At 68.6% G+C, this 24,488-nt stretch carries 18 protein-coding genes and 3 rRNA genes; 13 read left to right on the top strand and 8 right to left on the bottom strand.

From position 1 onward, the window contains the following. Window positions 1-37: 37 nt before the first annotated feature. Complete coding sequence (locus tag C4J65_RS05890; RefSeq protein ID WP_205350959.1) at window positions 38-2,029, bottom strand: streptophobe family protein; 1,992 nt, start codon at window positions 2,027-2,029, stop codon at window positions 38-40. Between the two features lie 239 nt (window positions 2,030-2,268). Here C4J65_RS05890 and C4J65_RS05885 point away from each other — a divergent pair, with 239 nt between their 5' ends. Further along, on the top strand, window positions 2,269-4,857 hold the full coding sequence (locus tag C4J65_RS05885) for an FHA domain-containing protein (protein ID WP_162833045.1): 2,589 nt from the start codon (window positions 2,269-2,271) through the stop codon (window positions 4,855-4,857). 125 nt (window positions 4,858-4,982) lie between these two features. On the opposite strand, the gene C4J65_RS05880 is transcribed toward C4J65_RS05885, so the two are convergent. The 3 genes from C4J65_RS05880 to C4J65_RS05870 all read right to left on the bottom strand — a co-directional run bounded on the left by C4J65_RS05880 (window position 4,983) and on the right by C4J65_RS05870 (window position 7,857). Further along, on the bottom strand, window positions 4,983-5,699 hold the full coding sequence (locus C4J65_RS05880) for a transglycosylase SLT domain-containing protein (protein ID WP_115741424.1): 717 nt from the start codon (window positions 5,697-5,699) through the stop codon (window positions 4,983-4,985). 353 nt (window positions 5,700-6,052) lie between these two features. Continuing rightward, entirely contained in the window at window positions 6,053-7,162 is a 1,110-nt protein-coding gene (locus tag C4J65_RS05875; RefSeq protein WP_115741423.1) for an S-adenosylmethionine:tRNA ribosyltransferase-isomerase, read from the bottom strand. Next, window positions 7,162-7,857 (bottom strand): SDR family oxidoreductase, encoded by a 696-nt coding sequence (locus C4J65_RS05870; protein WP_115741422.1) that lies wholly within the window; start codon window positions 7,855-7,857, stop codon window positions 7,162-7,164. Before C4J65_RS05870 ends, C4J65_RS05875 begins: the two co-directional genes overlap by 1 nt. 218 nt (window positions 7,858-8,075) lie before the next feature. Here C4J65_RS05870 and C4J65_RS05865 point away from each other — a divergent pair, with 218 nt between their 5' ends. From C4J65_RS05865 to chpE, 3 genes are all read left to right on the top strand, one after another. Further along, entirely contained in the window at window positions 8,076-9,254 is a 1,179-nt protein-coding gene (locus C4J65_RS05865; protein WP_115741421.1) for a GAF domain-containing sensor histidine kinase, read from the top strand. After that, window positions 9,247-9,888: a response regulator transcription factor gene (locus C4J65_RS05860; RefSeq protein WP_115741420.1), complete on the top strand. Its 642-nt coding sequence runs from the start codon at window positions 9,247-9,249 to the stop codon at window positions 9,886-9,888. Before C4J65_RS05865 ends, C4J65_RS05860 begins: the two co-directional genes overlap by 8 nt. A gap of 175 nt (window positions 9,889-10,063) precedes the next feature. Further along, on the top strand, window positions 10,064-10,312 hold the full coding sequence (gene chpE, locus C4J65_RS05855) for a chaplin ChpE (protein WP_115741419.1): 249 nt from the start codon (window positions 10,064-10,066) through the stop codon (window positions 10,310-10,312). Window positions 10,313-10,482: 170 nt separating this feature from the next. Here the strand turns inward: chpE and C4J65_RS05850 are convergent, their stop codons facing one another. Then, window positions 10,483-11,265, bottom strand: a complete 783-nt coding sequence (locus C4J65_RS05850) for a hypothetical protein (protein WP_115741418.1) — start codon at window positions 11,263-11,265, stop codon at window positions 10,483-10,485. Between the two features lie 153 nt (window positions 11,266-11,418). Between C4J65_RS05850 and C4J65_RS05845 the strand changes: the two genes are divergently transcribed. From C4J65_RS05845 to C4J65_RS05835, 3 genes are all read left to right on the top strand, one after another. Beyond that, window positions 11,419-12,216 (top strand): ABC transporter ATP-binding protein, encoded by a 798-nt coding sequence (locus C4J65_RS05845; RefSeq protein ID WP_115741417.1) that lies wholly within the window; start codon window positions 11,419-11,421, stop codon window positions 12,214-12,216. Window positions 12,217-12,271: 55 nt separating this feature from the next. Further along, window positions 12,272-12,703 (top strand): NfeD family protein, encoded by a 432-nt coding sequence (locus tag C4J65_RS05840; protein ID WP_115741416.1) that lies wholly within the window; start codon window positions 12,272-12,274, stop codon window positions 12,701-12,703. 177 nt (window positions 12,704-12,880) lie between these two features. After that, window positions 12,881-13,840 (top strand): SPFH domain-containing protein, encoded by a 960-nt coding sequence (locus tag C4J65_RS05835; RefSeq protein WP_059301910.1) that lies wholly within the window; start codon window positions 12,881-12,883, stop codon window positions 13,838-13,840. Window positions 13,841-13,983: 143 nt separating this feature from the next. Here the strand turns inward: C4J65_RS05835 and C4J65_RS05830 are convergent, their stop codons facing one another. From C4J65_RS05830 to C4J65_RS05820, 3 genes are all read right to left on the bottom strand, one after another. Next, window positions 13,984-14,490, bottom strand: coding sequence for an HNH endonuclease (locus C4J65_RS05830; protein WP_007388340.1), 507 nt, complete (start codon window positions 14,488-14,490; stop codon window positions 13,984-13,986). 156 nt (window positions 14,491-14,646) lie between these two features. Then, complete coding sequence (locus tag C4J65_RS05825; protein WP_115741415.1) at window positions 14,647-15,186, bottom strand: YbhB/YbcL family Raf kinase inhibitor-like protein; 540 nt, start codon at window positions 15,184-15,186, stop codon at window positions 14,647-14,649. A 50-nt stretch (window positions 15,187-15,236) separates the two neighbouring features. Beyond that, window positions 15,237-16,019, bottom strand: a complete 783-nt coding sequence (locus tag C4J65_RS05820) for a sporulation protein (RefSeq protein ID WP_115741414.1) — start codon at window positions 16,017-16,019, stop codon at window positions 15,237-15,239. A gap of 147 nt (window positions 16,020-16,166) precedes the next feature. On the opposite strand from C4J65_RS05820, the gene C4J65_RS05815 reads away from it, so the two are divergent. The 6 genes from C4J65_RS05815 (at window position 16,167) to C4J65_RS05785 (ending at window position 24,469) form a co-directional block, all read left to right on the top strand. After that, complete coding sequence (locus C4J65_RS05815; protein WP_115741413.1) at window positions 16,167-16,808, top strand: DNA-3-methyladenine glycosylase; 642 nt, start codon at window positions 16,167-16,169, stop codon at window positions 16,806-16,808. A gap of 527 nt (window positions 16,809-17,335) precedes the next feature. Further along, window positions 17,336-18,862 (top strand): 16S ribosomal RNA (locus C4J65_RS05805). A 280-nt stretch (window positions 18,863-19,142) separates the two neighbouring features. Next, window positions 19,143-22,265: ribosomal RNA gene (locus C4J65_RS05800) — 23S ribosomal RNA — on the top strand. Between the two features lie 104 nt (window positions 22,266-22,369). Continuing rightward, window positions 22,370-22,486 (top strand): 5S ribosomal RNA (gene rrf, locus C4J65_RS05795). The 16S, 23S and 5S rRNA genes sit together here, the layout of an rRNA operon. Before the next feature lie 94 nt (window positions 22,487-22,580). Next, window positions 22,581-23,840: a hypothetical protein gene (locus C4J65_RS05790; RefSeq protein ID WP_115741411.1), complete on the top strand. Its 1,260-nt coding sequence runs from the start codon at window positions 22,581-22,583 to the stop codon at window positions 23,838-23,840. After that, a complete protein-coding gene (locus tag C4J65_RS05785; RefSeq protein ID WP_162833543.1) occupies window positions 23,732-24,469 on the top strand; it encodes a tetratricopeptide repeat protein in 738 nt (245 codons plus the stop codon). The genes C4J65_RS05790 and C4J65_RS05785 overlap by 109 nt, the downstream gene beginning before the upstream one ends. The last annotated feature ends 19 nt before the right edge of the window (window positions 24,470-24,488 follow it).

Raw genomic sequence — 24,488 nt, 5'->3', positions numbered from 1 at the left:
CGGCGCCGGAGTGGAGCCGGAGTGGAGCAGACCGTGGCTACCCGTCGCGGGGGTGCCGAGGCGGTGCGGGTGGCGGGGGCGGCGGGGGAGGAGGCCCCTCGCCCCAGGGGCGGGACTGCGGGGGCCGTTCGCCCGGCCTCGGCGGCCGGCGCGGCGTTCCCGGGGGCGGACCCAGCGGCCCGGCCACCGTGGGGGCGCCGTACACGTCGTCGTCGGACCGGCGATCCGTCCCGCCGCCCTCCCGGCCCGCCTCGTCGCCGTACTGCCCGGGGCCGCCGCTCCGACGGCCCGCGCCGCTGCCTCCCTGCCGCGCCGGGTCCACCTGCGCCTGCCCCGTGCTGCCGGACGCCGTATGCCCGGGCCCCGGCAGGGACCCGGCGTCGCGCGGAGGCGGGCCCGCTCCCGCTCCCGCCGGACGGGCGTCTTCGGGTTCGCCCGTTCCCGGTGCCGTGCCGGACCCCGGCCGTTCGGCCACCTCCCGCGACCGCAGGTAGGGATTGGCGCCCGGGTCGGGCGGCCGGTGCGGCGTACCCGGCCGGTACGGCCCCGAGGGCGCGTCCGCGTACGGCCCCGAGGGCGCGCCCGCATACGGCCCGCCTCCCGCGCTGACGCCCTCCGTCACCGCACCGGCACTGAGTGCCATGCCCGTCGCCCGTTCCCCCGCCGCGCCGCTCGCGTACGCCGACAGCGCCCCGGCGGCCCCCGCACCCGCGCCCCAGACGGCACCCAGCAGTACGGCCGCACCGAGGTGCCCGTGCAGGTCGATGCCCGCGCCGAAGGCGTCGATGCCGAGCACCGACAGGGAGGCGTCCACGGAAACCTCCGTGAGCCGGGCCGACAGCGGCAACGCCACCGCGGTGGCGACGCCCAGCCGCAGTGCGCAGCGCCCGGCGAAGGCCAGGGGACGCGCGTCACCGGGCGCCACCGGCGTCCGCACCGCCGTCAGGACCCCGGCCAGCAGCATCGTCAGTGCCGCGGCCACCCCCAGCAGCCACAGCCGCCCGTCCAGCTCCGCCAGCCGCCCCAGCGTGACCGGCCTGTCGGCGCCGGAGCCGAGCAGATCGTCCAGCGGAGCCGGGAGCACCCCGACCAGCTGACCGGTGGCCCGCCCGTCCCACGGCACGAACAGGCCGAGCGGGACACCGAGCCAGGCCCCGTTCGGCGCGCCCAGCAGCGCGGCCCCCGCGATCCGCCGGGGATGGTCGTCGCCGATCGCCGCCCAGGCCGCCGCCGCGAGACCGGCCGCCACCGCCGCCAGCGCCACCGTGACCAGGGCGGACACGGCCGGCCGCACCACCCGGTGCACGGCCTCGCACCCGCGCGGCAGCGGAGTGCGGCGCGAGGCCAGCAACGCGATCAGCAGCACCCCCGCCGACCAGACAAGGCCGCCCAGCAACGTGGGCGCGGTGTCGACGGTGAACCCGACGGCGGCCCGGGCATCCACGAGGTCACCGACCCGGTCGGGCAGCAGCCCGCCGATGTCACCCACGTCACCGAGCCCCGGAATCTCCAGCCCGCCGCTCCCACCCCCGCCGGGGAGGTGGTCGGGCCCGAACGAGGTGCCGTCGATCGTCACGACGTCGTGCCCCGCCCAGGCCAGTCCGCCCGTCATCGCCACGAACAGCGCGACCACCGCGCCCGCGCGCGCCAGGAGTTCGGCGGGAGAGACGACGACTCCGGCCGCCCGCAGGGACCGCAGGAAGAAGAACGACAGGAACAGCGCACCGACCAGGCCCACCCCCAGTGGCGTGATCTCGATGGCCGTGTGCGCCTCGGCCCCTTTCAGACCGAACGCGGACACATCACCGGCCGGTGTGACCGAACCACCCGCCCCGAGCGCCACGACCGCCGCGGTCATCGGCCCGAGCGAGCCCGCCGCGTCCGCGTCCAGCAGCCGCAGGCCGAGTGCCGCCGTTCCCGCCATGCCGATCAATGCCCAGCTCACGGAGGCGATCGCGGACAGCAGTACGTCGCCCCACGGCACACGGGTGCCGTGCCCCTCGGTGTCGACGCTCGTGGACGCGCTCATGGCAGACCCCCCGATCCGCTGCGCGGTCAGGTTGCCGCGCATGTCCCCCTCGCGTGGAATACCACTCTCCGGGCAGGTTTCAACCCCGTCAACGGGAACGGCCGATGGGCGCCTACGCACTTTTCACAAGGCCCGACTTTCGGTCAGGGCCCCGAGCCTGAAATAGTTCCCCCCGATGTTCGACATCCCTAGACTCCCCGCGACGGGAGCACATCGGGGGACAACTCAGTGGGGCTGGAGTGCCGGAACTCGTACTGGAATCCAATGGACGGACCTGGACGCTCGATCCGTCCCGGTCATACGCGCTAGGACGCGATCCGCAGGGGGAGCTTGTTTTCGACGACGCCAGGGTCTCCTGGCGGCATGCCACGATCAGTTTCAACGGCCGCGGTTGGGTGGTCGAGGACCACGGCAGCACCAACGGCACGTTCGTGCACGGGCAGCGGGTCCAGCAGACGGAGCTCGGCGCCGGCACGGTGCTGAACCTGGGCAACGCGACCGACGGGCCGCGCGTGAGCCTGACCGGCGCACAGGCCCCGGCCGGCGCGCCGCAGGCCCAGCCGCAACAGCCGCAGCAGCAGCCGTACGCCGCGCAGGGCGCGAACGCGGGCTGGGCCCAGCAGGCGCCGCCCGCGCAGGAGCCGTTCCAGCAGCAGGCGCCGCCGCAGCAGCCGCCGCAGCACGGGCAACAGCACCAGGCCCAGCAGGCCGGCTGGCAGCAGCAACAGCCGCCGCAGCAGGCTGCGCCGCACTTCCCCCAGCAGCAGGGACCAGGCGGCGCGGCGGGGGCGCCACCGGTCCACGGGGACCGCAGCCCGACCACGTTCCACCAGTTCTCGCTCGGCCGCGTGATGCGCATCGGCCGTGCCCTGGAGAACGACCTGGTCGTCTCCGACCTCCAGGTCTCCCGCAACCACGCGGAGTTCCACTCGACGCCCGACGGGCGCATGGAGATCCGCGACCTCGGCTCGCACAACGGCACGTACGTCAACGGCCAGCCGATCGCCAAGGGCGGCTCCCAGCTGCTCGGCCCGACCGACATCGTCGGCGTCGGTCACTCGACGTTCCAGATCGTCGGCGACCGGCTCGAGGAGTTCGTCGACACCGGTGAGGTCTCCTTCTCGGCCCGGCACCTGACCGTCACGGTCGACGGCGGCAAGCAGATCCTCAAGGACGTCTCCTTCGGCGTGCCCGAGAAGTCGCTGATCGCGGTGATCGGCCCGTCCGGATCCGGCAAGTCGACCCTGCTCAAGGCGCTCACCGGCTACCGGCCGGCCGACCAGGGCGAGGTCCTCTACGACAACCGGAACCTGTACAAGCAGTTCGCCGAACTGCGCCAGCGCATCGGTCTGGTCCCGCAGGACGACATCCTGCACAAGGAGCTGACCGTCAAGAAGGCGCTCAAGTACGCGGCGAAGCTCCGCTTCCCGGCCGATACCACGGCCGCCGAGCGCAACGCCCGCATCGACGAGGTGCTGCGCGAGCTGAAGCTGGACATCCACAAGGACAAGAAGGTCACGTCCCTGTCCGGCGGCCAGCGCAAGCGCGTGTCCGTCGCCCTGGAGCTGCTCACCAAGCCGTCGCTGATCTTCCTGGACGAGCCGACCTCCGGCCTCGACCCGGGCATGGACCGCGACGTCATGCAGCTGCTCCGCGGTCTCGCCGACGACGGCCGCACCGTCCTCGTCGTCACCCACTCGGTGGCCGAGCTGGCGACCTGCGACAAGCTCCTCGTGATGGCGCCGGGCGGTTCCGTGGCCTACTTCGGCCCGCCCGAGGAGGCGCTGAACTTCTTCGGCTACGACACCTGGGCCGACGTCTTCTCCGCCTTCGAGAACTACCGCGACTACGACTGGGCGGGCCGCTGGAAGGGCTCGCAGCACTACCAGATGTACGCCGCGGACCTCGACGCCGTCGCGCCGCAGTCCGTACAGGTTCCGCCGATGCAGGCGATGAGGCCGCCGAAGCCACAGGGCTGGATGTCCCAGTTCGTCACGCTGGTGCGGCGCTACACGTCGGTGATCGCCTCGGACAAGGGCTTCCTGGCCCTGATGGTGATCCTGCCGGCCGTGCTGGGCGCGGTGAGCCTGCTCATCGACGCGGACAAGGGCCTGCTGCCCAACCCCGCGAACCCGCAGACCGGCCGGATCATCCCGAACGGCACCGCCACCACGGTCCTGCTGATCCTCGCGGTCGGCGCCTGCTTCGCCGGTGCCGCGAACTCGGTCCGTGAGCTGATCAAGGAACGGGTGATCTACGAGCGGGAACGCGCGACGGGCCTGTCCCGGTCCGCGTACCTGATGTCCAAGGTCTTCGTGCTCGGCCTGATCACGGTGTTCCAGGGCCTGCTGGTCGGTGTGATCGGCTTCGCCACCCGGGAGATCCCCGACGAGGGGCTGGTCCTGGGCGGCGCGACGCTGGTCGAGCTGTCCCTGCCGATCATGGCGCTGGGCTTCACCTCGATGATGTTCGGCCTGGTCATCTCCTCGCTGGTGAAGACGGCCGAGAAGACCATGCCGCTGCTGGTGATGTTCGCGATCATCCAGGTCGTCTTCACCGGCTGCCTCTTCGCCCTGAACGGCGCGGTCGGCGTCAACCAGTTCTCGTACCTGATGCCCTCGCGCTGGGCGGTCGCGGCTGCCGGTGCCACGCTGGACTTCAACAAGATCAGCCCGCCCGAGAAGGGCGCCGAGGCCGACCCGCTGTGGGAGCACACCGTGGGCGCCTGGGGCATGGACATGGTCGCCCTGATCGTCCTCGGTGTGATCTGCGGCTTCTTCGTCGCCCGCTTCCTGCGCCGGCACGAGCCCGAGGTCATGCGCAAGTAGGCCGAGGTCTGGCGGGCCAGAAGGCCCGGCCCGCACGCCCCGAAGGGCGGCACCCCGTCAGGAGGGTGCCGCCCTTCGGCGTACGGTGCGGCGTCGGCGACGTCGTGAAGAGGTCCGCGCCGACCTCAGTACGCGCTGTCGACGTTGTCCATGGTGCCGTACTTGTCCGCGGCGTAGTTGCACGCGGCGGTGATGTTGGCGACCGGGTCGTAGATGTTCCAGGAGGTACCAGGCACGTGGTACGCCTTGAACGTCGGCGGGATGACCTGGAGCAGGCCCTTCGACGGGATGCCGTTGATGGCGTTGATGTCCCAGTCGTTGATGGCCTTCGGGTTGCCGGACGACTCCCGCATGATGTTGCGGTGGATGCCGTCGTAGGTACCCGGGATGTCGTGCTTGGCCAGGATGGCCCGGGCCTCGCGGATCCAGCCGTCGAGGTTGTTCGGGTAGGACTTCGCGGCCTTCTTGACCTCGGTGCGCTGGGCGGACCGGCTGGTGGTCTCCTTCGCCTCACGCTTGGCTGCGGCCTTCTTGGCAGTGGCCTTCTTCTCGGCGGTCGCCTTCTTGGCGGCCGCCTCCTTCTTGGCCTCGATGGCGGCGACCTTCTGGCTCGCGCCGGCGAGCTGGCCGGTGACACCGGCGTGCACGTCCTGGATCTGCTTGGTGCTGTACGCCACCTTGGCCGTCGGAGCGGCCTCGCTCGTGGTCGTCGTCTGGCCGCTGGCCGGAACGGCGGTGAGGGCGACGGCGGCGGCGCCGAGCGCGCCGACACCGGCGATCGCGGCCTTCTGGGTGCGGTTCAGGGAACGACTGCGACCACGGGGAAGGATGTTCTTGAGCATGGCGGGATAGACCTCTTCGAATAGCGCGGAGGTCGCTCTCGTCCGGTGGGGACAGTTGGTGCTTCCGGCACAAACGCCGCGGGGGAGAACCCACGGCGCTGAGCGACGAGAGCAATTCTTAGCGACCGCAAAATCCGGAGGCAAAGGTGTGACGTACGATCCTGGGTAGTGGATCAGGGAACGGCAAAACGGGGCAGATTGGACCATCTGCCCCGCTCAAAACGGACGAGTCGCTCTCCTACTCCCCTTCGTACGTGACGTGCGCCCTATGTGCGGGCTCACATCGACCCCCCACCTTTCTCACTGATAGTTGCTGGAGCAATGCGAAGTGTGAGTGGCTGCACGCCGCCTTCCTACGGCAGGAGGAGATGGACGTCCCCGAACTCGTGCCACAGGTAGCGCCCGCCCACCGCCGCCTCGTACCCACGGTCGATCGCCGCCGGCCCCGCCACCGCCTCCAGCATCAGCAGATGCGAGGCCTCGGGCTCGTGCAGCCCCGTGAGCAGGCCCTCCACCACCCGCACCCCACGCTCCGGGGTCACGACCAGATCGGTCCACCCGGCCCGCGCCCGTACGACCCCGTCGGGGCCGGCCGCCGACTCCACCGCCCGCACGGCCGTCGTCCCCACCGCCACCACCCGCCCGTCACCGGCGCGCACGGCGTTGATCAGCCGCGCCGACGCCTCCGGCACGGCGAACCGCTCCGGGTAGGGCGGCTCGTGCGACTCGGCCGAGGCCACCCCCGTGTGCAGCGTCACCGGCGCGAACTGCACCCCACGGCTCACCAGCTCCGCCACCAGCCGCGCCGTGAAGGGCCGCGCCGCGCTCGGCATCTCCGCACTGCCCGTCCCGTCCGCGTACGGCAGCGCGAACACCGTCTGGTAGACGGACAGCGGCTGGTCCCGGTCCGTATAGGAGTACCGAATGGGCCGCCCGTGCTCCCGAAGCAGCGCGGGCACCTCCACCCCCGACACCCGCGCCCACCACAGCCGGTCGCCGCGCGCACTCAGCGGCTCCTCCAGCACCAGCCGCGCACCACCCGGCAGCCGCACCTTCGTCCCCGCCGGACCACCGCACCCGCGTGCCCCCACTCCCTGCGCACGCGCGCGCGGGCCGTCCGCCGCTTCCGCCGCTTCCGCACGCGCGCGCGTGGTGCCCCGCCCGTCCGGTTCCCGCAGCTCCACCGCCCACCGGCCGTCGTCCCCGCGCGTGGAGAAATGCACCACCACGCGCGCGTGCCCGACCCTGCCGTCCACCGCGGCGGCCAGCGTGGGCGACGTGTTCACCACCAGCAGATCACCGGCCCGCAGCAGCCCCGGCAGCTCCGCGAACCCGTGGTGCGACACCTCGGTGCCGCGCGACACCAGCAGCCGCACACCGTCCCGGTCGATCCCCGGCCCCCGCTGCTCGACCGGCACCCGGGCCGACAGCTCCTCCGGGACCCTCACCGTCAGGGACGACATCACCGTGCCTCCAGCAGCGCCGGAGCCCCGTAGCGCCCGCTCGCCGGACGCTCGTCCAGCAGCCGCAGCAGGGCCGGCACGACACTCGCGGGGTCCGGCCGGGGGTCCTCGTCCTCCGGCACGGCCGCCGCGTACAGGTCCGTGGCCATGTCCCCCGGATCGACCGCCCAGACCCGCAGCCCCGGCTCCTCGGCGCCCAGCACCGCCGCCAGCTGGTCCAGGGCCGCCTTGGACGCCCCGTAACCGCCCCACGTCTCGTACGCCTCGGCGGCCGCGTCGGAGCTGATCGTCAGCACCGCGCCCGCGGGGGCCGCCCGCAGCAGCGGCAGCGCCTCGCGGACCAGGCCCAGCGCGGCCACCACGTTCACCTCCAGAGCCCGCCGCAGACCCTCCAGGGGCAGCTCCGCCAGCCGCACCAGCGGCTCGGCGCCCAGCGCGCTGGCATTGCTGACCAGCAGATCCACGCCGCCAAGCCGCCGGGCCTCCGTCACCAGCCCCGTCCGGTGCCAGGAGTCGGTGACGTCGCCCGGCAGAGCCTCCACGCGCGTGCCGTACGCCTCCAGCGCCGTCGCCGTCTCCTTGAGGACCTCGGGATTCCTGGCGTCCAGCACCAGGTCCCACCCCCGTGCCGCCAGGGCCTCGGCGAACGCCCGGCCCAGTCCCTTGGACGCCCCCGTGATGATCGCAACCGGCATGACACCCGTCCCCTTCGTCGTCCCCGCCGCCCGTTCGGCCGGCGTGATCCTCAACGTAGGAACCGGTCGCCGCCCCTCGCCTCGGGCACGGGCCCCAACCTCTCAGGGCCCTTCGCCCTAGGCCCGACGGACGGGACCCCGGACCTAGGCCCACCGCCCTAGGCGAGGCCCGTCACCGGGCCGATCCCGCCCCCACCCCCCACGGGTACCGTGAGGACATGAGTCACGGCCCCCGGTCCGGCCTCACCGCGGTGAGTTCCGCGCTGCTGGCCATGAGCAGGCACCTCGAGGTGCGCGACGTCCTCAAGACGATCGTCGCCTCGGCCCGCGAGCTGCTCGACGCCCAGTACGCCGCCCTCGGCGTCCCCGACGACCACGGCGGCTTCGCCCAGTTCGTGGTCGACGGCGTCAGCGACGAGCAGTGGAAGGCCATCGGCCCGCTGCCGCGCCAGCACGGCATCCTCGCCGCGATGCTCCACGAGGCCACCCCCGAGCGCCTCGGCGACGTCCGCAAGGACCCCCGCTTCGGGGGCTGGCCCTCCGCCCACCCCGACCTGGTCGACTTCCTTGGCCTGCCCATCCGCGACGGCGACGAGGTGCTCGGGGCCCTGTTCCTCGCCAACAAGCTGCGTCCCGTGGGTGGGCACCCCCCACACCCTCCGTGCCCCAAACCGACGGGCACCTGCGGCTTCACCCAGGACGACGAGGAACTGCTCGGCATCCTCGCCCAGCACGCCGCCATCGCCCTCACCAACGCGCGCCTGTACGAGCGCAGCCGCGAGCTGACCATCGCCGAGGAGCGCTCCCGCCTCGCCCACGAACTGCACGACGCGGTCAGCCAGAAGCTGTTCTCACTGCGCCTGACCGCCCAGGCGGCCACCGCTCTGGTCGACCGCGACCCCGCGCGCGCCAAGGGCGAGCTGCACCAGGTCGCCACGCTGGCCGCCGAGGCCGCCGACGAGCTGCGCGCCGCCGTCGTCGAGCTGCGTCCCGCCGCCCTGGAGGAGGACGGCCTGGTCGCCACCCTGCGCACCCAGATCCAGGTCCTCGACCGCGCCCACGCCGCCCGCGTCACCTTCACCGGCCGCGGGGTCAAGGCCCTCCCGGCCGCCCAGGAGGAGGCGATGCTGCGCGTGGCCCAGGAGGCCCTGCACAACGCCCTGCGTCACTCCGGTGCGGAGCACGTCGAGGTGACCCTGCACCGGCGGGGCACCGGAACCGTCCTGCGGATCACCGACGACGGCGGCGGCTTCGACCCGCGCACGGTACGCCGCGCCGGACGCCACCTCGGCCTGGTCTCGATGCGCGACCGGGCGAACGGCACCGGCGGCCGGCTGACCGTGCGGTCCGCGCCCGGTGAGGGCACCACGATCGAGATGGAGGTTCCCGGTGGCTGACGCAATCAAGGTGCTGCTCGTCGACGACCACCAGGTGGTCCGCCGGGGACTGCGGACCTTCCTGGAGGTACAGGACGACATCGAGGTGGTCGGTGAGGCCGCGGACGGGGCCGAGGGCGTCGACCGCGCCCAGGAGCTGATGCCCGACGTGATCCTCATGGACGTCAAGATGCCGGGCATGGACGGCGTCGACGCGCTGCGCAGACTCCGCGAGCTGGACAACCACGCGCGCGTGCTCGTCGTCACCAGCTTCACCGAGCAGCGCACCGTGGTCCCGGCCCTGCGGGCGGGCGCGGCCGGGTACGTGTACAAGGACGTCGACCCCGACGCGCTGGCCGGCGCCATCCGCTCGGTCCACGCCGGGCACATCCTGCTCCAGCCCGAGGTCGCGGGCGCCCTCCTGAGCCAGGAGGAGAGCAGCTCCGGGCCGGGCAGGGCGGGCTCCCTCACGGAGCGGGAGCGCGAGGTGCTGGGCCTGATAGCGGACGGCCGCTCCAACCGGGAGATCGCGCGTGCGCTCGTCCTCTCCGAGAAGACGGTGAAGACCCACGTCTCGAACATCCTGATGAAACTCGACCTCGCGGACCGCACCCAGGCCGCCCTGTGGGCCGTGCGCCACGGTGTGACCGGCTGACCGCGACCGACTGCGACTGCCCCGGTACGCGGCGGCGCGGCGGAGGGTTCCCCTCCGGTCGGAGATTCATACCGTCGTGGGAATGTCCCCCATATGGCGCATCCTTCGAGGGGTCCGGCCGTTCTCCAGTGCGTGCTGCGGCGACTGCCGCGGCGATCGCAAGGAGGGCTTGTAAGTGAAGAACCTGAAGAAGGCAGCGGCCGTGACGATGGTGGCCGGCGGTCTGATCGCCGCCGGCGCGGGCATGGCCTCCGCCACCGACGGCGGCTCCCACGCCCACGGCAAGGCCGTCGGCTCCCCGGGCGTCGCCTCCGGCAACCTGGTCCAGGCGCCGATCCACATCCCGGTCAACGCCGTCGGCAACAGCGTCAACGTCATCGGCCTCCTGAACCCGGCCTTCGGCAACCTGGGCGTCAACCACTGACCCCGGTCACCAACGATGCCTGCGGCCTCCCGGGACTTCTGGGAGGCCGCATCGGCGTCAACCAGCCCGTCCGGCGCTTGAGGACGAGGCCCGTTCAGGGCCGAAAGCGGGGTCTGGGGGCCGCAGCCCCGGGCGGTCGCACCAGCACCGAGCACAAGCCGGAGAAACGGTCACCGCATCCCCCGCTCCACCACAACGGAGTTGTACGCCGCGACCTGCGCCCGCCGAGCCACCCGCTCCACCGGCCGGAGCGCCTCCCCTCGCGCGGCCATCTCGGACGCGCTCACCGCGCCCCCGTGCCCGTTCTCGGACGCCAGCGACACCAGCACCCCCACCCGCTGCGCCAACTCCAGCACCCGCACCGCCCGCGGCGGATACCCCGGCGCCAGCACCTCGCGCCCCCGCTCCGCCCGCGCCCGGTAGGCAGCGACCGCGGCCTCCGCCACCGGCCCCGACCCCGCGACGTCCAGCCGCGTCAGCACCTCCGTAGCGTCCCGCAGCGCCTCCGCCAGCTCCCGCTCCGCCTCCCCGAGCGAGGGCACGTCCGCGGGCGGCGCCTCCCGCACCGGCAGACAGTGCCAGACGACCTCGACGTGCACGTCCCCGTCGGGCCCCGCCTCGTACACCTCCGGCACCAGCCCCAGCGCGGCCCCCTCGCAGATCACCGCCTCCTCGGCCTCCAGCGCCCGCGCGTTGAACTCCGGCGGGCCGCTCAGCCCCAGCGGATGCCCCGGCGCGGGCAGCGCGACCCGCAGTCCGGCCGCCCCGAGCGCCCGCAGCCTCCCCAACGCCAGCGTCAGGCCGACCGGCGCGTCTTCACCCGGCAGCCCCGCCACCCGGTGCACCGCGTCCTCGCCCACGATCGCGACCGCGGCGTCGTCCGGCGAGACCATATGGGCAATAAGGGCATTTCCCCAGGCGGCAAGGCGCCCTGCGCGTGGTTCCGAGAGCATGCCCCCACCCTAAGGACCGGACCGATGGAACGGTTACGCCGACCGGTGGCGTAGATTTCCTGGAGGGGCCTGCGCCCACCGGCGCCGCGGCCCGAGTCACAGGTGTACGCGACAGCCGAGACCGGCCACAATGCAAGGGGAGACAACGCGCTCATGAGCGATGTTCTGGAGCTTCAGGACGTAACCGTGGTCCGCGAGGGCCGGGCTCTGGTGGACCAGGTCTCCTGGTCGGTCAAGGAGGGCGAGCGCTGGGTCATCCTCGGCCCCAACGGCGCCGGCAAGACCACCCTCCTCAACGTCGCGTCCAGCTACCTCTACCCCAGCAACGGCACCGCGACCATCCTCGGCGAGACCCTCGGCAAGCCGGGCACCGACGTCTTCGAACTGCGCCCGCGCATCGGCGTCGCCGGCATCGCCATGGCCGACAAGCTGCCCAAGCGCCAGACCGTCCTGCAGACCGTGCTCACCGCCGCGTACGGCATGACCGCCGGCTGGCAGGAGGAGTACGAGGACATCGACGAGCAGCGCGCCCGCGCCTTCCTCGACCGCCTCGGCATGACCGAGTACCTGGACCGCAGGTTCGGCACCCTCTCCGAGGGCGAGCGCAAGCGCACCCTGATCGCCCGCGCCCTGATGACCGACCCCGAGCTGCTCCTCCTCGACGAGCCCGCCGCCGGACTCGACCTCGGCGGCCGCGAGGACCTCGTCCGCCGTCTCGGCCGACTGGCCCGCGACCCCATCGCACCCTCCATGATCATGGTGACCCACCACGTCGAGGAGATCGCCCCGGGCTTCACCCACGTCCTGATGATCCGTCAGGGCAAGGTCCTGGCCGCCGGCCCGCTGGAGCTCGAACTGACCTCCCGCAACCTGTCCCGCTGCTTCGGACTCCCGCTCGTCGTCGAGCAGGCCGGGGAGCGGTGGACCGCCAAGGGGCTCCCCCTGTCCTGACCCGCCCCCCCGTGCGCCCTGTCCCCGGCGTCCCCCGCGGACCTACCATGACAGCGTGAACGACATCGACGCATGGGTGTGGTGGCTCGTCGCCGCGGCAGCGCTCGGAATTCCGCTCGTCGTGACCGCGATGCCGGAGTTCGGGATGTTCGCCGTCGGCGCGGTCGCCGCCGCCGTCGCCTCCGGCCTGGGCGCGGACCTGGTCGTCCAGGTACTCGTCTTCGTCATCGTCTCGGTCGCCCTCATCGCCGTCGTACGGCCCATCGCCGTCCGGCGCCGCTCCCAACAACCCCAACTGGCCACGGGAGTGGACGCCCTGAAGGGCAGACAGGCCGTGGTCCTGGAGCGGGTCGACGGTACCGGCGGCCGGATCAAACTCGCCGGGGAGGTGTGGTCGGCACGCGCCCTGGACACCGGGCGCGCCTTCGAGCCGGGCGAGGAAGTGGACGTCGTGGAGATCGACGGGGCAACGGCCGTCATCATGTGACCCCGCGGTGCACAAGTAACCCGAACGGCCACCGCGTCGCGCGACGGTCTGTCAGACTCGACCAGCAAGATCCTCAACAGCCGTAAGATCAGCAGTAGTCAGGGTCAGCCAGGTCAACGGATCTGGCCAATAGGATCTGCCGGAGCGCCGAGGCGGAGAAGGGGACGGACACCCACGATGGAACCGGTCATCATCGTCCTGATCATCCTGGTGGTGTTGGTCTTCATCGCCCTGATCAAAACCATCCAGGTCATCCCGCAGGCCAGCGCCGCCATCGTCGAGCGCTTCGGCCGCTACACGCGGACCCTCAACGCGGGCCTCAACATCGTGGTCCCGTTCATCGACACCATCCGCAACCGCATCGACCTGCGCGAACAGGTCGTCCCCTTCCCGCCGCAGCCGGTCATCACCCAGGACAACCTGGTCGTCAACATCGACACCGTCATCTACTACCAGGTGACCGACGCCCGCGCCGCGACCTACGAGGTCGCCAGCTACATCCAGGCGATCGAGCAGCTCACCGTCACCACCCTGCGCAACATCATCGGCGGCATGGACCTGGAGCGGACCCTGACCTCCCGCGAGGAGATCAACGCCGCCCTGCGCGGCGTCCTCGACGAGGCCACCGGCAAGTGGGGCATCCGCGTCAACCGCGTCGAGCTCAAGGCCATCGAACCGCCCACCTCCATCCAGGACTCGATGGAGAAGCAGATGCGCGCCGACCGGGACAAGCGCGCCGCGATCCTCCAGGCCGAAGGTGTCCGGCAGTCCGAGATCCTGCGCGCCGAGGGCGAGAAGCAGTCCCAGATCCTGCGCGCCGAAGGTGAGGCCAAGGCCGCCGCGCTGCGCGCCGAGGGCGAGGCCCAGGCCGTCCGCACGGTCTTCGAGGCCATCCACGCCGGCGACCCGGACCAGAAGCTGCTCTCCTACCAGTACCTCCAGATGCTCCCGAAGATCGCCGAGGGCGACGCCAACAAGCTCTGGATCGTCCCCAGCGAAATCGGCGACGCCCTCAAGGGCCTCTCCGGCGCCATGGGCAACCTCGGCGGCCTGGGCGGGGGTTCGGGCAGCGGAGGCGGCAACGGCGGCGCGAGCGTCCCGGCCCAGGAACGCCGCGAGAAGCCGTCGATCGACTGACGGTACTCACTGGATGCTGGGCGACTGGCGCGCGCCTCAAGGGGCGCGGGACCGTCTCGATGTGCGGCTCCGCCGCGTGGGCGCGACCAGCCACGAACGGCCCGCACTCGGGGCGGAAGACCCAAGCCCCGACGGCGCAGCCGTCACGCAGCGTCCAGAACCAACCACTCCGGCAGCGCAGCGAAGTCGTCCCGGGCCAGCGCCAGCAACATCGCATCCGCGGGAGTCGGCTCGAACGGCTCCCGAAGCAACGGCATCCCCGCCTGCTCGGGCGTCCGGTTCGCCTTGCGGTGATTGTCCTCCGCGCACGAGGCCACCGTGTTCAGCCAGGTGTCCTGCCCGCCGTGCGACCGCGGCACCACGTGGTCGACGGTCGTCGCCCGCCGCCCGCAGTACGCGCACCGGTGCCGGTCCCGGACCAGCACCCCCCGCCTCGACCACGGAGCCCGTCTTCGGAACGGCACCCGTACGTATTGGCAGAGTCTGATCACCCGAGGCGCGGGTATGTCCAGCGCGGCTCCGCGCATGCGCAGCGAGGGGTGGGCCTGCTCGACGACGGCCTTGTCCTGGAGCACCAGAACGACGGCTCGATTCAACGTCACCGTCGACAACGGCTCGAAGCTCGCGTTCAGCACCAGCGTGTCCCGCATACCAGCCCACCTCCCGTGCGCACCGGCCCACCCCCTGGCGGGCTGGGATCAACTCTGGCCGGGCACGCCGAGATGGACAACGCAATATAAAGATGCCCGCCCCTGATCCATTCCAAGACCAGGGGCGGGCAAACGTTCCATGAACGCTCAGCCGGGTCAGCTGTCGGCGGGCACCTCGTACTCACCGATCAGCTGGGCCCGAGCGATCGCGTGGAACCGCAGATTGAAGCCCACGAACGCGGGCGTGGCGTCCGCGTCCGGGCCGAGCTTCTCCTGGTCCACGGCGTACACGGTGAACACATACCGGTGCGGGCCGTCCCCGGCCGGCGGCGCGGCCCCGCCGAATTCCTTGCCGCCGTAGTCGTTGCGCGCGTGCACGGCACCTTCGGGCAGCCCCTCGAACGCGCCACTGCCCGCACCCACCGGCAACTCGGTCACCGCGGCCGGGATGTCGAACACCACCCAGTGCCAGAACCCGCTGCCCGTCGGGGCGTCCGGGTCGTAGCACGTCACGGCGAAGCTCTTGGTCTCGGCGGGAAAGCCCTCCCACCGCAGGTGCGGAGAGGTGTTGCCGACCGCGTGGACCTGGGCGTCCTTGAGCGTCCCGCCGTCCTGGACGTCGTCGCTCGTGACGGTGAACGACGGCACGGGCGGGTGGAAGTCATGGGGGAGCGGACGCCGCTTCAGCTCGGTCACCTCGGTACCTCCTGAATGGTCTGGTGCAGAGAAGACCGAGCCTAGATCCATCAGAACCAGTTGCGCTTGCTGCCGACCTCGGAGAGCCACTGGTTGAGGTACGCCGTCCAGTCCGTGCCCTGGTAGTCGTTCAGCCCGACCTTGAAGGAACGGAACGTGTCGCTGCCCTCGCTGAACAGTCCGGGCTTCTTGTCCATCTCCAGCACGACGTCCATCGCCTGCGCGTCGGCCACGAAGCTCAGCTCGACCTGGTTCAGCCCGCGGTACTGCTGCGGCGGGAAGAACTCGATCTCCTGGTAGAAGGGGAGCTGCTGCCGCGTGCCCCGGATGTGACCGCGCTCCATGTCCGCGCTCTTGAAGCGGAAGCCCAGGCCGATGAACGCGTCCAGGATCGCCTTCTGCGCCGGCAGCGGATGCACGTTGATCGCGTCCAGGTCACCGGAGTCCACGGCACGCGCGATCTCCAGCTCCGTGGTGACGCCGATGTTCATCCCGCGCAGCGACTGCCCGTCGATCATGGTGATCGGCGTCTCCCACGGGATCTCGAGCCCGAAGGGCACCGCGTGCACCACTCCGGCCTTCAGCTCGAAGGCACCGCCGAGCCGCACCTTGGTGAACTCGATGTCCTGCTTGTACTCCTGGTCGCCGCTCTCCACCTCGACCTTGGCCTGGAGCCCGACCGACAGCGCCTCGATCGCCTGGTCGACGGACCCTCCCTGGATCCGCACCTCGCCCTGGACGACACCCCCCGGTACGACGTTGACCTCGTGCAGCTCGGTCTCGACCGAGGCCCCGCCGGCCCCCAGGCTCGCGAGCAGCTTCTTGAACGCCATGTCTCTCCCTCTCCAGGCTTACGTGTGGATCCTCGACCCATACAAACGCGATCCGACCGTGGCCGGTTCCGCGCCCCACACCCTGGCAAGGCCGGGCGCCCTCTGACCACCCCGCGCACGGCCCCGGCTGCGTTACGCTCGGACGGCATGATCGCGAGCCCCGACCGTACGCCCCTGCCCAGGGAATTCTTCGACCGCCCCGTTCTCGAGGTGGCTCCCGGCCTCCTGGGCCGCATCCTGGTGCGCACCACCCCGGACGGTCCGATCGCCCTCCGCCTGACGGAGGTGGAGGCCTACGACGGTCAGAACGACCCCGGCTCCCACGCCTTCCGCGGTCGCACCCCCCGCAACGACGTGATGTTCGGTCCCCCCGGACACGTGTACGTCTACTTCACCTATGGCATGTGGTTCTGCATGAACCTGGTCTGCGGCCCCGAGGGCAGGTCGAGCGCGGTTCTGCTCCGTGCCGGCGAGATCGTCGAGGGGGCCGAGCTGGCCCGGACCCGACGGCTCTCCGCCCGCAACGACAAGGAACTGGCCAAGGGCCCGGCCCGGCTCGCCACCGCCCTGGGCGTGGACCGCGCGTTGAACGGCACGGACGCGTGCGCGTCCCAGGAGACGCCTCTGCGCATCCTGACGGGCACCCCCGTCCCCGGTGACCAGGTACGGAACGGGCCGCGGACTGGCGTGGCAGGCGAAGGCGGCGTGCACCCCTGGCGTTACTGGGTCGCCGACGACCCGACGGTCAGCCCGTATCGGGCGCATGTCCCGAGGAAACGCCGAAGTTGACTCTCCTTTGGGAGGCGCGTAACGTGGCCCGAGCCGCTTGACCCGGGTACGGCAATCGCCTGCAGCCGGAAGCGGCCAACCCACTACTACGACTTCCCTCAGCGGGAGCGAATTCGGCATGCCCGCATGCCTGAATTCGGACTCGCGGGACTCGATTATGAGTCCACGGAGGAATCGGCTAACGTAGTGAATGTCGAAAGGCCGACGAGCGAAAGCGCAAAGGTAATCGACAAATCCCGTCGACAGGGAATCGGATCGAAAAGGATCTGATAGAGTCGGAAACGCAAGACCGAAGGGAAGCGCCCGGAGGAAAGCCCGAGAGGGTGAGTACAAAGGAAGCGTCCGTTCCTTGAGAACTCAACAGCGTGCCAAAAGTCAACGCCAGATATGTTGATACCCCGACCTGATCGGATTTCCGTTCGGGTTGAGGTTCCTTTGAAGTAACACAACAGCGAGGACGCTGTGAACGGTCGGATTATTCCTCCGACTGTTCCGCTCTCGTGGTGTCACCCGATTACGGGTAAACATTCACGGAGAGTTTGATCCTGGCTCAGGACGAACGCTGGCGGCGTGCTTAACACATGCAAGTCGAACGATGAACCACTTCGGTGGGGATTAGTGGCGAACGGGTGAGTAACACGTGGGCAATCTGCCCTGCACTCTGGGACAAGCCCTGGAAACGGGGTCTAATACCGGATACTGACCCTCGCGGGCATCTGCGAGGTTCGAAAGCTCCGGCGGTGCAGGATGAGCCCGCGGCCTATCAGCTTGTTGGTGAGGTAATGGCTCACCAAGGCGACGACGGGTAGCCGGCCTGAGAGGGCGACCGGCCACACTGGGACTGAGACACGGCCCAGACTCCTACGGGAGGCAGCAGTGGGGAATATTGCACAATGGGCGAAAGCCTGATGCAGCGACGCCGCGTGAGGGATGACGGCCTTCGGGTTGTAAACCTCTTTCAGCAGGGAAGAAGCGAAAGTGACGGTACCTGCAGAAGAAGCGCCGGCTAACTACGTGCCAGCAGCCGCGGTAATACGTAGGGCGCAAGCGTTGTCCGGAATTATTGGGCGTAAAGAGCTCGTAGGCGGCTTGTCACGTCGGTTGTGAAAGCCCGGGGCTTAACCCCGGGTCTGCAGTCGATACGGGCAGGCTAGAGTTCGGTAGGGGAGATCGGAATTCCTGGTGTAGCGGTGAAATGCGCAGATATCAGGAGGAACACCGGTGGCGAAGGCGGATCTCTGGGCCGATACTGACGCTGAGGAGCGAAAGCGTGGGGAGCGAACAGGATTAGATACCCTGGTAGTCCACGCCGTAAACGGTGGGCACTAGGTGTGGGCAACATTCCACGTTGTCCGTGCCGCAGCTAACGCATTAAGTGCCCCGCCTGGGGAGTACGGCCGCAAGGCTAAAACTCAAAGGAATTGACGGGGGCCCGCACAAGCGGCGGAGCATGTGGCTTAATTCGACGCAACGCGAAGAACCTTACCAAGGCTTGACATACACCGGAAAGCATCAGAGATGGTGCCCCCCTTGTGGTCGGTGTACAGGTGGTGCATGGCTGTCGTCAGCTCGTGTCGTGAGATGTTGGGTTAAGTCCCGCAACGAGCGCAACCCTTGTCCCGTGTTGCCAGCAAGCCCTTCGGGGTGTTGGGGACTCACGGGAGACCGCCGGGGTCAACTCGGAGGAAGGTGGGGACGACGTCAAGTCATCATGCCCCTTATGTCTTGGGCTGCACACGTGCTACAATGGCCGGTACAATGAGCTGCGATACCGCAAGGTGGAGCGAATCTCAAAAAGCCGGTCTCAGTTCGGATTGGGGTCTGCAACTCGACCCCATGAAGTCGGAGTCGCTAGTAATCGCAGATCAGCATTGCTGCGGTGAATACGTTCCCGGGCCTTGTACACACCGCCCGTCACGTCACGAAAGTCGGTAACACCCGAAGCCGGTGGCCCAACCCCTTGTGGGAGGGAGCTGTCGAAGGTGGGACTGGCGATTGGGACGAAGTCGTAACAAGGTAGCCGTACCGGAAGGTGCGGCTGGATCACCTCCTTTCTAAGGAGCACATGGCCGACTGCAGACAAATGTTCTGCACGGTTGCTCATGGGTGGAACGTTGACTACTCGGCACACCTAACCTGATCTTCTCGTTAGTACTGCTTCGGCGTGGAACACGAGTGGGGAGGGTGAGGGTGTCGGGCACGCTGTTGGGTATCTGAGGGTACGGCCGTTGGCCTGCTTTCAGTTGCCGGCCCCAGTGCACTCGGGATGTAGGTTCCGGGGTGATGGGTGGTTGGTCGTTGTTTGAGAACTGCACAGTGGACGCGAGCATCTGTGGCCAAGTTTTTAAGGGCGCACGGTGGATGCCTTGGCACCAGGAACCGATGAAGGACGTGGGAGGCCACGATAGGCCCCGGGGAGTCGTCAACCAGGCTTTGATCCGGGGGTGTCCGAATGGGGAAACCCGGCAGTCGTCATGGGCTGTCACCCGCTGCTGAACACATAGGCAGTGTGGAGGGAACGCGGGGAAGTGAAACATCTCAGTACCCGCAGGAAGAGAAAACAACCGTGATTCCGGGAGTAGTGGCGAGCGAAACCGGATGAGGCCAAACCGTATACGTGTGAGACCCGGCAGGGGTTGCGTGTGCGGGGTTGTGGGATCTCTCTTTTACGGTCTGCCGGCCGTGAGACGAGTCAGAAACCGTTGATGTAGGCGAAGGACATGCGAAAGGTCCGGCGTAGAGGGTAAGACCCCCGTAGTCGAAACATTAGCGGCTCGTTTGAGAGACACCCAAGTAGCACGGGGCCCGAGAAATCCCGTGTGAATCTGGCGGGACCACCCGTTAAGCCTAAATATTCCCTGGTGACCGATAGCGGATAGTACCGTGAGGGAATGGTGAAAAGTACCGCGGGAGCGGAGTGAAATAGTACCTGAAACCGTGTGCCTACAAGCCGTGGGAGCGTCGGGGTGGAGCTTGCTCCATCCTCGTGACTGCGTGCCTTTTGAAGAATGAGCCTGCGAGTTTGCGGTGTGTTGCGAGGTTAACCCGGGTGGGGAAGCCGTAGCGAAAGCGAGTCCGAACAGGGCGGTTCAGTAGCACGCTCAAGACCCGAAGCGGAGTGATCTAGCCATGGGCAGGTTGAAGCGGCTGTAAGAGGTCGTGGAGGACCGAACCCACCAGGGTTGAAAACCTGGGGGATGACCTGTGGTTAGGGGTGAAAGGCCAATCAAACTCCGTGATAGCTGGTTCTCCCCGAAATGCATTTAGGTGCAGCGTCGTGTGTTTCTTGCCGGAGGTAGAGCACTGGATAGGCGATGGGCCCTACCGGGTTACTGACCTTAGCCAAACTCCGAATGCCGGTAAGTGAGAGCGCGGCAGTGAGACTGTGGGGGATAAGCTCCATGGTCGAGAGGGAAACAGCCCAGAGCATCGACTAAGGCCCCTAAGCGTACGCTAAGTGGGAAAGGATGTGGAGTCGCACAGACAACCAGGAGGTTGGCTTAGAAGCAGCCACCCTTGAAAGAGTGCGTAATAGCTCACTGGTCTAGTGATTCCGCGCCGACAATGTAGCGGGGCTCAAGCGTACCGCCGAAGTCGTGTCATTGCAGCATATACGGCCAACGCCGGCTGTGATGGGTAGGGGAGCGTCGTGTGCCGGGTGAAGCAGCCGCGGAAGCGAGTTGTGGACGGTTCACGAGTGAGAATGCAGGCATGAGTAGCGATACAAACGTGAGAAACGTTTGCGCCGATTGACTAAGGGTTCCTGGGTCAAGCTGATCTGCCCAGGGTAAGTCGGGACCTAAGGCGAGGCCGACAGGCGTAGTCGATGGATAACCGGTTGATATTCCGGTACCCGCTGTGAAGCGTCAAACATTGAACCAGGCGATGCTAAGTCCGTGAAGCCGCCCTTGATCTCTTCGGAGTGATGGGGAGTGGTGGAGCCGATGATCCAGACCTGTAGTAGGTGAGTGATGGGGTGACGCAGGAAGGTAGTCCATCCCGGGCGGTGGTTGTCCCGGGGTAAGGGTGTAGGACGTCAGGTAGGTAAATCCGCCTGGCAATAGTCTGAGACCTGATGCCGAGCCGATTGTGGTGAAGTGGATGATCCTATGCTGTCGAGAAAAGCCTCTAGCGAGTTTCATGGCGGCCCGTACCCTAAACCGACTCAGGTGGTCAGGTAGAGAATACCGAGGCGTTCGGGTGAACTATGGTTAAGGAACTCGGCAAAATGCCCCCGTAACTTCGGGAGAAGGGGGGCCACACTCGGTGACCGGATTTACTCCGTGAGCTGGGGGTGGCCGCAGAGACCAGCGAGAAGCGACTGTTTACTAAAAACACAGGTCCGTGCGAAGCCGTAAGGCGATGTATACGGACTGACGCCTGCCCGGTGCTGGAACGTTAAGGGGACCGGTTAGCTCCATTTCGGTGGGGCGAAGCTGAGAACTTAAGCGCCAGTAAACGGCGGTGGTAACTATAACCATCCTAAGGTAGCGAAATTCCTTGTCGGGTAAGTTCCGACCTGCACGAATGGCGTAACGACTTCTCGACTGTCTCAACCATAGGCCCGGTGAAATTGCACTACGAGTAAAGATGCTCGTTTCGCGCAGCAGGACGGAAAGACCCCGGGACCTTTACTACAGTTTGATATTGGTGTTCGGTTCGGCTTGTGTAGGATAGCTGGGAGACTTTGAAGCTCGCACGCCAGTGTGGGTGGAGTCGTCGTTGAAATACCAGTCTGGTCGTGCTGGATGTCTAACCTGGGTCCGTGATCCGGATCAGGGACAGTGTCTGATGGGTAGTTTAACTGGGGCGGTTGCCTCCTAAAGAGTAACGGAGGCGCCCAAAGGTTCCCTCAGCCTGGTTGGCAATCAGGTGTTGAGTGTAAGTGCACAAGGGAGCTTGACTGTGAGACCGACGGGTCGAGCAGGGACGAAAGTCGGGACTAGTGATCCGGCGGTGGCTTGTGGAAGCGCCGTCGCTCAACGGATAAAAGGTACCCCGGGGATAACAGGCTGATCTTCCCCAAGAGTCCATATCGACGGGATGGTTTGGCACCTCGATGTCGGCTCGTCGCATCCTGGGGCTGGAGTCGGTCCCAAGGGTTGGGCTGTTCGCCCATTAAAGCGGTACGCGAGCTGGGTTTAGAACGTCGTGAGACAGTTCGGTCCCTATCCGCTGTGCGCGTAGGAGTCTTGAGAAGGGCTGTCCCTAGTACGAGAGGACCGGGACGGACGAACCTCTGGTGTGCCAGTTGTCCTGCCAAGGGCATGGCTGGTTGGCTACGTTCGGGAGGGATAACCGCTGAAAGCATCTAAGCGGGAAGCCTGCTTCGAGATGAGGACTCCCACCCCCTTGAGGGGTTAAGGCTCCCAGTAGACGACTGGGTTGATAGGCCGGATCTGGAAGCACCGTGAGGTGTGGAGGTGACCGGTACTAATAGGCCGAGGGCTTGTCCTCAGTTGCTCGCGTCCACTGTGTTAGTTCTGAGGCAACGACCGTTGCCGGATTTGAGTAGAACGCACAATTAAAGAGTGTGCTTGTTCGCTCGAAACCATTAGGGTTTCGGTGGTCATAGCGTAGGGGAAACGCCCGGTTACATTTCGAACCCGGAAGCTAAGCCTTACAGCGCCGATGGTACTGCAGGGGGGACCCTGTGGGAGAGTAGGACGCCGCCGAACAATCTTTGGGAAGGACCCCTGGTCCCCAGCGTTCAGCTGGGACCAGGGGTCCTTTCGTTTTTCCAGGGCGCACCGGGTACCCGGCTGCGCGAGAATGACTTGCGGTACCGAAGACAGGAGTCACCGATGTCCACCAACTCTCCCGACGACCGACCGGAGCGCGACCAGCGCCGACGGGACAGTGGTGACCGCGGTGACCGCAGGGATCAGCGTGGCGACCGTCCCGCCTTCCGCAGGGACGATCGCCGCGACGACCGGCGAGACGACCGGCGCGATGACCGTGGTGGGCAGCGCGGTGGATTCCGCCGGGACGACCGAGACCGTGGGCCGCGTCGGGACGATCGCGATCGTGGTGGCGACCGGGGTTTCCGTCGGGACGACCGGGGTGGTGACCGTCCGTCCTTCCGCCGTGATGACCGTGGCGAGCGTGGGGACCGGGGCGACCGCCCCTCGTTCCGTCGTGACGACCGCGGAGAGCGGGGCGATCGTCCCGCCTTCCGCAGGGACGATCGCCGCGACGACCGGCGAGACGACCGGCGCGATGACCGTGGTGGGCAGCGCGGTGGATTCCGCCGGGACGACCGGCGGGACGATCGCCGTGATGACGGCCGCGACGGTCGTCGCGAGGACAACCGCGGTGGCGGGTACGGGCGTCGGGACGACCGGGACCGTGGTGGCGATCGTGGTGGCGACCGGGGTTTCCGTCGGGACGACCGGGGTGGTGACCGTCCGTCCTTCCGCCGTGATGACCGTGGCGAGCGTGGGGACCGGGGCGACCGCCCCTCGTTCCGCCGTGATGACCGCGGAGAGCGGGGCGACCGTCCCGCCTACCGGCGTGACGACCGGGGCGACCGCGGTGACCGTCCCTCGTACCGCAGGGATGACCGGCGTGACGACCGTCGGGATGATCGTCCTGCTTTCCGGCGTGACGACCGGCGTGACGACCGTCCTGCCTTCCGGCGCGATGACCGGCGTGACGACCGTGGCGATCGTGGCGGCTTCCGTCGGGACGACAACCGTGGTGAGCGCGGTGGCTTCGGCCGGCGTGACGACCGGCGTGACGATGGCCGGGGTGGTGACCGCGGTGGGTTCCGCGGGCGCGACGACCGCGGAGGGCGTGGGCCCCGTCGTGACGACCGCGGAGGGCGGCCCGGCGGCTACCGGGGCCGTGACGACCGGCAGGGCGGCGGTGGCCGTTTCCGCGAGGAGCGCGACCGTGACCGGGACCGCGAGCCGATCAAGCGGCTGCCGATCCCCGAGGAGGTCACGGGCGACGAGATCGACAAGGACGTACGGCAGGAGTTGCAGAGCCTGCCCAAGACGCTCGCGGAGGACGTCGCCAGGAACCTGGTGATGGTCGCGCGGCTGCTCGACGAGGACCCGGAGGGCGCGTACGGCTACTCCCGGGTGGCTCTGCGTCTGGCGTCCCGCGTGGCCGCCGTTCGGGAGGCGGCCGGGTTCGCCGCGTACGCCAACCAGAAGTACGCCGAGGCACTGGCGGAGTTCCGGGCCGCTCGGCGGATGACCGGTTCCGTGGAGCTGTGGCCGGTGATGGCCGACTGCGAGCGCGGGCTCGGCCGGCCGGAGAAGGCGCTGGACATGGCGGGTGCCCCCGAGGTGCACAAGCTGGACAAGGCCGGCCAGGTCGAGATGCGCCTCGTGGCGGCCGGTGCCCGGCGTGACATGGGGCAGCTGGACGCGGCCATCGTGACGCTGCAGAGCCCCGAGCTCGCCTCCAACTCCGTACAGCCGTGGACCGCGCGGCTGCGGTACGCCTACGCCGACGCGCTGCTGGCCGCCGGCCGGGAGCAGGAGGCGCGGGAATGGTTCGCGAAGGCCGTGGAGTCGGACCGGGACGGCAGCACCGACGCCTCCGACCGGCTCGCCGAGCTGGACGGCGTGGAGTTCATGGACGCTCTGGACGAGGGCGAGTCCGAGAGCGATGGGCAGAGCCCTTCCGCCGAGGACGGCGACAAGGATTGACGGCCTGACGCCTGAGGGC

The organism is Streptomyces sp. CB09001 (assembly GCF_003369795.1).
In the GTDB taxonomy this organism is placed as follows: domain Bacteria; phylum Actinomycetota; class Actinomycetes; order Streptomycetales; family Streptomycetaceae; genus Streptomyces.
This window is presented reverse-complemented; position numbering and strand designations above follow the sequence as displayed.